This window comes from Methylocapsa sp. S129, assembly GCF_009765995.1.
Taxonomy (GTDB): domain Bacteria; phylum Pseudomonadota; class Alphaproteobacteria; order Rhizobiales; family Beijerinckiaceae; genus Roseiarcus.
Map to the genome: position 1 here is coordinate 777,677 of NZ_LMUI01000011.1, position 12,399 is coordinate 790,075.

Genomic DNA, 12,399 nt, shown 5'->3' on the forward strand with positions numbered 1-12,399 from the left:
GATATTGCTCCATCGCCATCTTCCTGCCGCTGTCGGGAAACGCGCTAATTTCTGTTTAACAGAAATATTTTCTGGACAATCGTGACTTTCTGCCCCATCCTCCTCTCGCGCCTGGTTTGAATGGGCGCTCAGATCGAGGGCGCTCGCGCGCGCCGCGGCCTGAGCGCCCGCGCGAAGCGAGATCGCACGCACCGAAAGGAGAATTCAAAAACGCGCACCCAATTTTTTTTTGCCTGTAAACCCTTGCAACCCCTTGATATCAAACAATGTCGCCCGAAAAAAGCTTGCAATAGATTTGGCGGACCTCGAAAATTGCCGAGGGTTTTCAAGGGCGCGAAAAACGTATCCTTCGCCGGCGCCGCGCTTTTTCGGCGTCGAGCAAGGAAATTCCAGATCGCCGGGGCTAACCCGCGTCTCGTCAATCGCCCCGGCGACGCCTACATGCGGAGTAGCCTTGCGTCCTCGAACATCGAGCGCCCCGATGAGCCTTGCATCGATCCCCTCGACTGCCTTCCGGCCGCCCAAGCCCGTTCCGCATGACGGGCCGATCGGAGTGTTGCGGATGATCCTGGCGCTGCGGCGCAATCCGCTCGAAATCTGGTCGAAGGCCCATTACGAGCAGCCGATCCTGATGGGCAACACCATTCTGGGCGAACGGGCGGTGGTCAACGAGCCCGCCGCGGTGCGCCGCATCTTCCTCGACAATTCAGCCAATTACCGCAAGGACGCGCTGCAATTGCGGGTGCTGGGCCTGGGCCTCGGCAACGGCCTGCTGACCGTCGACGGCGAGGATTGGCGCGCGCAAAGGCGGGCGCTGGCGCCGCTGTTTTCGGCGCGCCAGATTCCCGCCTTCGCGCCCGCCATGCATCGCGTCGCCGTCGCGGCTGTCGCACGCCTCGCGCCCAAGCGCGAGGGGCGCGTTGTCGACGTGTCGGTAGAAATGGCGCGGGTGACGTTGGAAATGCTCGAGCAGACTTTATTTTCGCAGGGGCTCGGCCGCGACGCCAGTGAATTCCAGGTCGCGATGACCCGCTATTTCGATACGATCGGCCGCATCGATCCCCTCGATCTGCTCGGCGCGCCCCAGTTTCTGCCGCGATTCGGACGCCTGCGCGGACGGGGCGCCCTCGAATTCTTCGCCCGCGCGGTCGACAATATCATCGGCGCCCGCAAGAGCCTGCTGGCCTCCGGCGCCGGCGCGCCCAACGATATCCTGACTCTTCTGCTCGCCGCGCAGGACCCCGAAACAGGCAAGGGCATTAGCGAAGACGATGTGCGCGCCAATATCGTCACCTTCATTGGCGCCGGCCATGAGACGACGGCCAACGCCTTGACCTGGACGCTCTATCTGCTTTCGCAGGCCCCCGATTGGCGGGCGCGGGTCGAGGCGGAGATCGACGCGCATTTCGATCCGGCCAATGTCGAAGGCTTCGCCGAAGCGCTGCCTGTGACGAAGGCGGTGCTGGAGGAAGCGCTGCGGCTCTATCCGCCCGCCGCGATGCTGAGCCGCGAGGCGATCGGTCCCGATGTGCTGGCGGGCCGCCGCATTCGCGCGGGAACCGTGGTCACGGTATCGCCCTTCCTACTGCATCGCCATCGCCTGTTGTGGAAGGATCCGGACGCTTTCGATCCCGAGCGCTTTCTGGGGGCCAATCGCGATTCCATCGACCGCTACGCTTACATTCCGTTTGGCGCCGGCCCGCGCGTTTGCATCGGCATGGGCTTTGCGATGCTGGAGATGATGGCGGTGCTCGGCCATTTGCTCCGCGCGTTCCGGTTCGATCTGGCGCCCGGTCATCCCGTGTCGCCGGTCGCGCGCGTGACGCTGAGGCCGGCGCATGGGATGAAGATGATCCTGCGGCGGCGGCAGGGCGCGGCAATGTGAAGGGCGTCCTATTTCTGTCGCGCCGCCCGCTCGCGCCAGATGAGATAGAACCCGCAGCCAACGACAATGCCAGCGCCGATCAGAACCGCGCCGGTCGGCCGGTCGCCGAATACGACGAGGCCGGAGATGATCATCCATAGCAATTGCGTATAGCTGAAGGGCGTCAGCACCGAGGCGGGCGCGCGCTCATGGGCGAGGATCAGCAGCCAATGGCCGCCCGCGCCGAAAAAGCCCATGCCCACCATGATCGCCAGCGCGGAGAGGGTCGGCGGATTGATCCAGATGAAGGGCAATAGCGGCGTCAGCAGCACGACGCCGGCGATCGGCGTCCAGGTCAGCGTCGTCCGCGATGAATCGGAGCGCGCCAGCATGCGCGTCGCCAGCGCGTAGCCGGCGTTGCATGCGACGCCGGCGACCGCGACGAGGACCACGGGATGAAAGGCGCTGGTTCCGGGGCCTGTCGCGACGACGACGCCGATGAAGCCGATCGCGACCGCGACGAGCCGTCCGCCGCCCGCCCATTCGCCGAGCAGCGGGCCGGCCAGCAGCACGACGAACAAGGGCGTCAGGAAATTGATGGTCGAGGTTTCGGCCAATTGGAGCTGACGTAGCGCCAGAAAATTCGTCGTGGTCGACGCCAGCAGCAGCAGCGAGCGGATGATCTGCAGGACGGGACGGCTGGAGCGGAAAACGGCGGGATGCGTGAAGGGCCGCACTGCGACAAGCCCGACGATGGCGGCCGCCACATAGCGCGCCCATATGATCTCGATGGCCGGCAGAACGCTGCTCAGCGATTTGACCGACGTGTCGAGCCCGGCGAAAAAGATTGTCGACGCGCACATCAGGGCGATGGCGCGCATGCGCTGGCGCGAGGCGGCGGAAGAGGTCGCGTGCAGGCGATCGGCGCGCGAATCGAGAGTGTCAGCCGCCATGAATCGATTTCGTCATCGCGCCATTTTCTGAACCTCGCGCCGGACAGAAGCAAGGCGTCGGCGCGCGTTCACGATGGAAACACGCATCACGATTTTGTAGGATCGGGCGATCCGCATCCTCTTGGCGCCCTTGTTGGCGATATAAAAATGGCGCAGCCTGCGCGGCAAGCAGGATAGGGAGGAGACGAGATTGCGCGATCTGAAGGGCAAGACGGCGTTCATCACCGGGGGGGCGAGCGGCTTCGGGCTGGAATTCGCCAAGCTGTTTCTAAACGAGGGCATGAATGTCGCGCTCGCCGATATCGAGGAAGCGGCGCTGGCCAAGGCGCTGGAAGGCCTGAAGGTCGACAACAATCGGGCGCGCGGTTTCGTCTGCGATGTCGCCGATCGCGCCTCCCTGCAAAAGGCAGCCGATGACGCGATCGCCGCTTTCGGGCGCGTGCATCTCGTGTGCAACAATGCCGGGGTCGGCGGCCGGCCCGGCGGCATCGACGAATTGCCCGATCGCCAATGGGATTGGGTGCTGTCGGTCAATCTGATGGGCGTCGTGCACGGCGTCGCGGTGTTCCTGCCGCACATGCGCGCCCATGGCGAGGGCGGCCATTTCCTCAATACGGCGTCGATGGCGGGCATGCTCGGCCAGCCCAATGACGGGCCCTATAGCGCGAGCAAGGCGGCCGTGGTCGGCATTTCAGAAACATTGTCTTACGAATTGCGCGGTTCGAATATTGGCGTCAGCGTTCTGTGCCCTGGCTTTGCGCGCACCGGCATTGCGCAGAGCGAGCGCAATGCGCCGGCCGATCTTGCGAGCGACGCGGATGCGCCGCTGTCGGAAGCCGCCGCCGCGCATGCGGCGCGCGTGCGCGAATTCGTCGCCACGGGCATCGAACCTGCCGAAGTCGCTGCGCGCGCCTTGCAGGGGATCGTCGACGGCGATCTCTATATTTTCACGCATCCCGACATGCGCCCGATGCTGCAGAAACGCCTCGCGCGCATCAACGCGGCCTATGACAAGGCGGAGCGGTTCGGGCGATGAGGGCGTTTCGGTGGGCAGGTCCCTTTTTCCGACACGCCCAGCTTCTAGGCCCTCATCCGACCTTCGCTTACGCGAAGGCTGCCTTCTCCCGATTCTCGGGAGAAGGGTTCGCTCGCGCGGATGAAGCCGCCGCCGAGCACGCGCGCGTCCGGCGCGGTCGAGGCATAGAAGACGCAGGCCTGACCGGGCGATACGCCGGTCTCCGCCTCAAGCAGTTCAACAATTCCATCCGGCATGAGACGCGCGGGCGTCGGTTCTCGGGTCGAGCGCACGCGCACCGCGATATCGAGACCCTGTACGTCGAGGTCTTCCAGGCGCCCGTCGCCGAGCCAGTTGACGTCGCGTAAGCGAATGCGGCGCGTCGCCAGCGCTTCGCGCGGGCCGACAATGACTTTGGCGCCCTTCGCGTCGAGCGCCGTGACATAGAGAGGCTCGGCGGCGGCGACGCCCAGTCCGCGACGCTGGCCGATCGTGTAATGGATAATGCCGGCGTGACGGCCGAGCACCCGGCCGTCGATATGCACGATGTCGCCGGGGTTCGCCGCGCCAGGCATCAAGCGTTCGATCATCTGGCTGTAGCGTCCGGTCGGCACGAAGCAGATGTCCTGGCTATCGGCCTTTTGCGCGATGGCGAGGCCCTGCTGGCGGGCGAGTTCGCGCACCTGCGCCTTGGGCAGGCCGCCGAGCGGAAAGCGCAACAGGTCAAGCTGTTCGCGCGTGGTCGCAAACAGGAAGTAGCTCTGGTCGCGCTCGGGATCGGCGGCGCGGTGGAGCGCCCGCCCGCCCCGCCCATCGTCGCTGGACACGACGTAATGGCCGGTCGCCAGCACGTCGGCGCCCAGATCTTTGGCGGTGTCGAAGAGATCGGCGAATTTGATGTGCTGGTTGCACGCGACGCAGGGGATCGGCGTTTCACCGGCGACATAGCTCCGCGCGAAAGGCTCGATCACTTTTTCGCGAAACCGCGCTTCATAATCGAGTACGTAATGGGGAATGCCCAGTTTGGCGGCGACGTCGCGCGCGTCATGAATGTCCTGCCCGGCGCAGCAGGCGCCCTTGCGATGGGTCGCCGCGCCGTGGTCGTAAAGCTGCAAGGTCACGCCGACGACGTCATAGCCCTCGGCGGCCATCAGAGCGGCGACGACGGAGGAATCGACGCCGCCCGACATGGCGACGACGACGCGCGTTTGCCACGGCGCCTTGGCGAGGCCAAGCGAATTCAAGGGAACATCGCGGGCGATATCCTGGGCGGGGCTTGGCGCGAGCATGTAAGGTCCAGCCCGGCCAACCCGGGCGCTTGGCCGCCAAAATGGTTATTATTGCGCCGGATGCAAGCGAAATGGCGTAAACGACCGCGCCGCGGACTCAGCGCCGCTGCGGCGCCCCATAAGCGTTGTCGGAGCCATCTGCCTGGCGAAAGCCGCCTCGGAGGGGCTTCTGATAATAAAATCGAAACAATTCAGAGCGTTTTGAGACATTTTTTAGGGGAAATCGACGGGTCTGGTTTAGGTAAATCTTAAATCCGCGGGTCTAATGTCTCGATCATGAACTTTGCGTCCGAGTATGCGAGAGTAACATGAGTGAAACGCTTCGCCCCAGGGTGAAATACGTGATTGGTCCGGATGGCAGCCCGTTGACGATTGCCGATCTGCCGCACCCATCCACCAAACGTTGGGTTATCCGGCGAAAAGCGGAAGTCGTCGCGGCAGTGCGCGGCGGTCTTCTTTCTCTCGACGAAGCCTGCTCGCGCTATACGCTGACGGTCGATGAATTCCTGAGTTGGCAGATGTCGATCGACCAATTCGGGCTCGCCGGTCTGCGCACGACACGTATCCAGCAATATCGCCAGTAAAAGCGATCGCTCCGTCGAAACGGAAGCGCCGGCCTTTGAGCCGGCGTTTTTTTGTGGCAAGCCGGCGCGATAGCGCGCAATTCCCCGAGCCCGGACCGGCAGAATCGCTTTCATCACGCGTCCGTTTCTTGCCACTTTGTTGTTCGAAGGTATTTTGAGCCAGGCGGCGGCGATTCCTTCCGGCCGCCGCGCATTCATTTGGGAGCGACCGTGACCCCCGCCAGCCTGTCCCGCCAAGATTCGAACGCCCGCCGCCGGTTTCTCGCCTTTGCCGCGCCCTGCCTGATGGCGCTTGGCCTTGCGTTCGGTCCGGCGCCCGCGTCGGCGCAGGCCATGGTTCCGGTCGACCAGTTGATGGCGCCGGGTCCGTTGCCCGATATCGCATTGGGGCCGGCGGGCGCCCCGGTCACCATTATCGAATATGCTTCAATGACTTGCGTCCATTGCGCCGCCTTTCACGAAGAGACCTGGCCGGCGCTCAAGGCGAGATATGTCGATACCGGCAAGGTCAGGTTCATCCTGCGCGAATTCCCGCTCGATCCGCTCGCCACCGCCGGCTTCATGCTCGCGCGTTGCGCCGGGCCGGACAAGCGCAACGCCGTCGTCGACCTGCTCTACACCCAGCAGAAAAGTTGGGCTTTCGTCGATAAACCGATCGACGCCCTGGCCGCCACTGTCAAGCAGGCCGGCATTTCGCAGGCCGATTTCGAGGCTTGCCTGAAAAATCAGGGCCTTTACGACCAGGTCAACCAGACCCGCGAGGACGCTGCCAAGAAGTTCAAGGTCAATTCGACGCCGACTTTCTTTGTCAACGGCCGCACGATGAACGGCGAGCTGCCGATCGAGGATTTCGATAAAGTGCTGGAGCCCTTGCTGAAATAGGCCGTTTCGCACAGGATTCTGGCAGGCCGCCCTTGATCCCGGCGGCGCTTTGTGTGCGCGTAGCGGGCGTTTGGCGCCGCGTGCGACCGCAAAGAGGCGATATTGATCGAGCCGTGCAAAATCCCGTATTGGATGGTTAACCCAGCCCCGACGATTCGCCGCGGGGCGGATTTGCGCCCATTTAGGACAGGGTGGCCCGGGCAATGATATTCGACAGGCTTCGTCTGGCCGGCTTCAAATCCTTTTGCGACCAGACCGATTTCAAGATCGAAGCCGGGTTGACCGGCATTGTCGGCCCCAATGGCTGCGGCAAGTCCAATCTTGTCGAAGCCCTGCGTTGGGTGATGGGCGAAAGCTCCTACAAGAGCATGCGCGCCTCGGGGATGGACGACGTCATCTTCTCGGGGTCGGGCAATCGGCCGGCGCGCAATATCGCCGAGGTCGGCCTCGTCCTCGATAATTCCGACCGCAAGGCGCCCGCCGCCTTCAACGATTCCGAGGTGATCGAGGTGACGCGGCGGATCGAGCGCGAGTCCGGCTCGACCTATCGCGTCAACGGACGCGAGGTGCGCGCAAAAGACGTGCAATTGCTGTTCGCCGACGCCTCGACCGGCGCCCGCTCGCCCGCTTTGGTGCGTCAGGGCCAGATCGGCGAAATCATCGCCGCCAAGCCGCAGGCGCGCCGTCTCATCCTCGAAGAGGCGGCAGGCGTGTCAGGTCTGCATTCGCGCCGTCACGAAGCCGAGCTGCGGCTGAAAGGCGCCGAAGACAATCTGCTGCGGCTGGAGGACGTGCTCAAACAGATCGATGCGCAGATCGACGGCCTGAAGCGTCAGGCGCGGCAGGCGCAGCGTTACAAGGGCCTCGCCGCCGACATCCGCCGCAACGAAGCGCTGGCTCTGCATATCGCCTGGCGCGAATGCGAGACGAAATTCACCGAAGCGCAGCGCCGGCTTGAGGCCGACGTGCGCGAAGTCGCCGAACGCACGCGCGTTCAGGCCGAGGCCGCCCGCGCCCAGGCTGTCGCCGCGGCGGCCCTGGCGCCGCTGCGCGAAGAGGAAGCGCGCGCCGGCGCCGCCTTGCATCGCCTTGTTCTGGCGCGCGAGGCGCTGGAGGGCGAAGAGCGGCGCGCCAAGGAGCGCACGGCGGAACTGGAGCGCCGCATCGGCCAATTGGCCAACGATCTGGCGCGCGAAGCGGCGTTGATCGACGATGCGGCCGGCGTTTCCGGACGGCTTGCAGAGGAAGAGGCGGCGCTTGCCGGCCAGTCCGGCGCGAGCGCGGAATTGACCGGCGCGGCGCAGGCGCGCCTCTCCGATGGCGAACGCGCCCTTCAGGTCAGCGAGGCGCGGCTCGCCGAAGCGCAGGCGGCCTTGTCCGATCTCAATGCGCGGCGCAACGCGCTCGGCGCCGCTCTCGCCGAGGAGACGCGCCGTCTGGCCCGCTTCACCGAGGAATGCGCAACGATCGAGCGCGAGCGCGCCGGACTGCAAGGCGCAGGCGCCGACCAGGCGGACCTTGAGGATCAGGCGCGATCGCTTGAGGCGTTGAATAGCGCATTGGGGCAGGCTGAGACCGATGCGCTAGAGGCCGAGGCGGCGCATGGGCGCGCCCGCGAGGCCGAGACGCGCGCCCGCGCGCCCTTGAGCGAAGCCGAGCGCAAGGCGCAGCGGCTTGAGACCGAGGTCGGCACGCTGACCAAGCTGCTCGGCTCGGCGTCGGGCGGCCTGTGGCCGACCGTCCTTGAACAAACCAGCGTCGCCAAGGGCTATGAGGCGGCTTTGGGCGCGGCTTTGGGCGACGACCTCGATGCGTCGACCAACACATCCGCGCCCGCGCATTGGGCGGACGCGGCGGGCGAGGACGCCGACCCGGCGCTGCCTGGCGGCGTCGAGCCGCTGGCCGGCCTCGTTCAGGCGCCGGCCGCCTTGCGCCGTCGCCTCGCGCAGATTGGAATCGTCACGCGCGAACAGGGCCGCGCCTTGCGCCCGCTGCTGCAAGTCGGCCAGCGTCTCGTCTCGCGCGAAGGCGATCTCTGGCGTTGGGACGGGTTCGTTTCGGCGGCCGAAGCGCCGACTCCGGCGGCCCGCCGCCTTGTCGAGAAGAATCGCCTTGGCGATCTCTCCATCGAGGCGGAGCAGGCGCGTCAGGCGGCGGAAATCGCCAAAGCCGAAGCCGCACGGGTTCAGGCGGCTTTGCGCGACGCAGCGAGCGCCGAGGCCGGCGCAAGGCAGCGCGCGCGCGAGGCGCGCGGTCTGGCTGACGCGGCGCGCGAAAAAATGGCCGCGAGCGAGCGTCGGCGCGCACAAGTGCTGGCGCGGCTTTCGGCGCTCGATGAAGCGGCCGCCCGCGCGCAAGCCTCGCGCGACGAGGCCGCCGAGCGCCGCCGGCAGGCCGAGGCGGCCCTGGCGGGGTTGATCGCGACCGACGAATTGACGCTGCAACTGGAGCGGGCGCGCGCGCAGGCGGCGCAAGAGCGCGCCGAATGCGTCGAGGCGCGCGCGGCGGTTCAATCGATCGCACGGGAAAGCGAAGCGCGTGAGCGCCGCCGCCAGGCGATCGCGGCCGATCTGGCCTCATGGCGCGCGCGGCGCGAAAAGGCGCAGGTTCAGATCGTCGAAATCGAGGATCGCCAGACAAAAGCGCGCGCCGAACTGGAGACGCTCGCCGAAGCGCCCACCGCCTTCCTGCAACAGCGCCGCGCGCTGATCGGCGAGATCGACGCCGCGGAAGCGGCGCGTAAAGAAGCGAGCGATCAGCGCGCCGCCACCGAGACGGGTCTGGCGGAGGCCGATCGCGCCGCCAGGGCGGCGCTTGAGGCGATGAGCGTGGCGCGCGAGGCGCGCGCGGCCTCCGAAGAGCGCGTCGAAGGCGCGCGCCAGCGCCGCGAGGCGCTGCTGCATACGATTCAGGTGGAGCTGGAGGCTGAGCCTTTGGGTCTGGCTGCGCTTGCCGGACTCAAGACCGGCGAGACGCCGCCTGATCATCCTGCGGTCGAGCGCAAGCTCGAGAGCCTGAAACAGGAGCGCGAGCGGCTCGGCGCCGTCAATCTGCGCGCCGATGACGAACTTGTGGAAGTCGAGGCGAGCCGCGACCGGCTGACATCTGAACGCGACGATCTGACCGAGGCGATCAAGCGGTTGCGCCAGGCGATCCAGAACCTCAACAAGGAAGGGCGCGAGCGGCTGCTTGCGGCCTTCGATGTCGTCAACAAGCATTTTGGCGAATTGTTCGGAACCTTGTTCGAGGGCGGCTCGGCCGAATTGCAACTGATCGAATCCGACGATCCGCTCGAGGCCGGCCTTGAGCTTCTCGCCCGCCCGCCCGGCAAGCGGCCGCAGGTGCTGACGCTTCTGTCGGGCGGCGAGCAGGCGTTGACCGCGATGTCGCTGATCTTCGCGGTGTTCCTCACCAACCCCTCGCCGATCTGCGTGCTCGACGAAGTCGACGCGCCGCTCGACGATTCCAACGTCGAGCGCTTCTGCGACCTCTTGGAGGAAATGCGCAAGCGCTCCGACACACGTTTCGTCACCATCACCCATAATCCGATCACGATGGCGCGCATGGACCGCCTGTTCGGCGTGACGATGGCCGAGCGCGGGGTCAGCCAGATCGTGTCGGTCGATCTGGCGGCGGCGGAGCGGTTCTTAGAAGCGAGCTGATGGGGGCGACCTGTAGGCGCGATCGCCGATCGCGCTTCTTTTCACGTTGCAAGCGACTGAAAATAAAGCGCTTGCGTGCCGAACGTGGTTAGCGACAGCCTCCAAGAGGTCCGTAGATTTGATATAAAGGTAAAATCTACGCGACGTTCGCCTATGGTGCTTTTAGGGGGGCGCCATTGCCGGATATGTATGACGAAGAGTCTGTTGACAGCCGGAGAGACGCCGCGCCGCAGCAGGTGGAGTTTGTCCTCATTGCCGAGGCCGGCATTCTTGAGAGACAGGCGCTTTTGCTGTGCGAGAGCATTCGGCGCTTCGGGGGAGCCCTTTCGTCGTCTGCGATCACGGTCGTATCGCCCAGAAAATCCCGCCGCCCGTCGCATGCGACGCTCAAGATGCTCGATCGTCTGCAAGCGGAATATCTCGCCCTCGAAATCGACAGCGCCTGTCCGGACTACGGGCCCTCATTCAAAGTGCATGCGCTCGCTCATGTGGCGCGCCGGTCCGGGCCTCCGATCATGGTGCAGGTCGACAGCGATTCCTTGTTCGTGGCGGAACCGAACGCCTTGTCAAAGATCGATTGGGCTGCAGGCCGGCCGGTTGACGTTAAAGGCATGTGCACGACTGGTCCGGGGGATGAGTTCGACGAATATTGGCGGGCGCTCTGCGCCGTCGCTGGCGTGGACTACGAGCAAATACCCGTCATCCGGACGACCGTCGATCGCGTGAGAGTGCGCGCGAGCTACAATGGCGGACTTCTCGCGGCGCGCCGGGCCAGTGGGATTTTTGAACGCGCCGAGGAATATTTCCTGCGATTGGTCGCGGCCGACCTCAGGCCTTGGGAGGGCAGAGACATTGCGATAAGAAGCGGCGCGGAAATAGTCAGCAAGGCCGGCAGCGCTTATTGGGGGACAAGCCAGGCGGCGTTTTCTCTGGCCTCCGTCCGGAGCGGCCGCCGCGTAGAGATTCTCTCGGATGCTTACAATTTTCCGCTTCATCTGCTTGACGAGATGACAACGCCCGTTCCCGCGCCGCTGGCCCACATCCACTATCATTGGCTCGCTTCGAATGGAGCGGGCGATGCAAGCGCCCTGTTTGACGCGCGGCTTCGCCTGTCGGCGGAAGTTCGCGCGTGGCTGCGGCCGCGCGCGCCTTTCAGCGAGCGCCAATGAGTTTTCTCACATCGTTCAAACACATTGGGTCGCTAAAAACCGATCAGGTCGCGGGCGGCGAGCAGCGCGCCGGCAACGATGCACGCGTTGCGAAAACGCCTTTTCGGAGGTTAATGTCCGGCCTCCTCGGCATGGTGCGCGTGCGATGAGCAATCCGATCGGCGTCCAATCGCCAACAATTGTCGTGGAGAGTATTTTCGGGCCCCTCGTCGCCTTCGAGAATGATTTCGCTACACGACAGATCGCAACCTATGGTGCGCATACTCGGAATGAGATCGCGCTGTTGCGCAGCTTCGTCGATGAGGGCGATCTCGTCTACGACATCGGGGCGCATATCGGCGGCTTCGCCATACCGCTTGCGGCGGCGGCGGGAGAAACCGGAAAAGTGATCGCGGTCGAAGCCGACGCGCAGAGTTTTCCGTTGCTTTGGCAGAATCTCCGCAATCGGGGATTGGTCGGGAGGGTCGTTCCGGTGCACGGCATAGCGGGTGGCCAAGAGGGGCGACACACGCCGCGCCGCACTGGCGGACACACCAGCGCCACCTATTTCATTTCCGATTCCGCAGGCGAGGCCGCGGTCACGTTCAAGCTCGACGACTTGCACGCCTGCTTCGGCGGTGTGCGGCGCGCGGCGGTGATCAAGATCGACGTGGAGGGAATGGAACTCGCGGTTCTGCGCTCGGCCGAGGGCGTCATCGCTCGCGACAGACCGCTCCTTTATGTCGAGATCGTGGGCGAACAAATGGCGCGTTACGGCGTCGGCCATATCGATGTCGAAACATTTCTACGCCCTTATGGCTATCGCTTCTTCCGCAATGTCGGCGAGCGCAATTCTGATAACGACGCCTTCACTTTGGTCGAACTCGCGAACCTCGCCGCGGGTGGCGGCTTCTACGACGTGCTGGCCATACCTGTGGATAACGCGAGACTCGGGCGCGCGGAACAAGCGGTCGCCGCCGGAGCGCTGCGCGGTTAGCCGAG

10 protein-coding genes are annotated in these 12,399 nt (G+C 65.0%); 7 read left to right on the forward strand and 3 right to left on the reverse strand.

The genetic code is table 11. The features are described 5' to 3' along the window. Positions 1-204: 204 nt before the first annotated feature. Complete coding sequence (locus tag GSQ90_RS32090) at positions 205-525, reverse strand: hypothetical protein (RefSeq protein ID WP_210254851.1); 321 nt, start codon at positions 523-525, stop codon at positions 205-207. Positions 526-562: 37 nt separating this feature from the next. On the opposite strand from GSQ90_RS32090, the gene GSQ90_RS06160 reads away from it, so the two are divergent. Further along, positions 563-1,885 (forward strand): cytochrome P450, encoded by a 1,323-nt coding sequence (locus tag GSQ90_RS06160; RefSeq protein ID WP_246731429.1) that lies wholly within the window; start codon positions 563-565, stop codon positions 1,883-1,885. A gap of 8 nt (positions 1,886-1,893) precedes the next feature. Here GSQ90_RS06160 and GSQ90_RS06165 read toward each other — a convergent pair whose 3' ends face one another. After that, positions 1,894-2,817, reverse strand: coding sequence for a DMT family transporter (locus GSQ90_RS06165; RefSeq protein WP_158813889.1), 924 nt, complete (start codon positions 2,815-2,817; stop codon positions 1,894-1,896). A 190-nt stretch (positions 2,818-3,007) separates the two neighbouring features. On the opposite strand from GSQ90_RS06165, the gene GSQ90_RS06170 reads away from it, so the two are divergent. Beyond that, positions 3,008-3,853 carry an SDR family NAD(P)-dependent oxidoreductase gene (locus GSQ90_RS06170; RefSeq protein ID WP_158813890.1) on the forward strand — a complete coding sequence of 282 codons (846 nt, stop codon included), beginning with the start codon at positions 3,008-3,010 and terminating at the stop codon, positions 3,851-3,853. Between the two features lie 44 nt (positions 3,854-3,897). Here the strand turns inward: GSQ90_RS06170 and mnmA are convergent, their stop codons facing one another. Then, a complete protein-coding gene (gene mnmA, locus GSQ90_RS06175; protein ID WP_158813891.1) occupies positions 3,898-5,121 on the reverse strand; it encodes a tRNA 2-thiouridine(34) synthase MnmA in 1,224 nt (407 codons plus the stop codon). Positions 5,122-5,429: 308 nt separating this feature from the next. Between mnmA and GSQ90_RS06180 the strand changes: the two genes are divergently transcribed. From GSQ90_RS06180 to GSQ90_RS06200, 5 genes are all read left to right on the forward strand, one after another. Beyond that, the gene (locus GSQ90_RS06180; RefSeq protein ID WP_158813892.1) at positions 5,430-5,705 is read left to right on the forward strand and encodes a DUF1153 domain-containing protein; all 276 of its coding nucleotides are present in this window, start codon (positions 5,430-5,432) and stop codon (positions 5,703-5,705) included. A 285-nt stretch (positions 5,706-5,990) separates the two neighbouring features. After that, on the forward strand, positions 5,991-6,587 hold the full coding sequence (locus GSQ90_RS06185) for a DsbA family protein (protein ID WP_158814256.1): 597 nt from the start codon (positions 5,991-5,993) through the stop codon (positions 6,585-6,587). Between the two features lie 203 nt (positions 6,588-6,790). Continuing rightward, a complete protein-coding gene (smc, locus tag GSQ90_RS06190) occupies positions 6,791-10,249 on the forward strand; it encodes a chromosome segregation protein SMC (protein ID WP_158813893.1) in 3,459 nt (1,152 codons plus the stop codon). Positions 10,250-10,425: 176 nt separating this feature from the next. Next, positions 10,426-11,418 carry a hypothetical protein gene (locus tag GSQ90_RS06195; RefSeq protein ID WP_158813894.1) on the forward strand — a complete coding sequence of 331 codons (993 nt, stop codon included), beginning with the start codon at positions 10,426-10,428 and terminating at the stop codon, positions 11,416-11,418. 145 nt (positions 11,419-11,563) lie between these two features. After that, positions 11,564-12,394 (forward strand): FkbM family methyltransferase, encoded by an 831-nt coding sequence (locus tag GSQ90_RS06200; protein ID WP_158813895.1) that lies wholly within the window; start codon positions 11,564-11,566, stop codon positions 12,392-12,394. Positions 12,395-12,399: the final 5 nt, after the last annotated feature.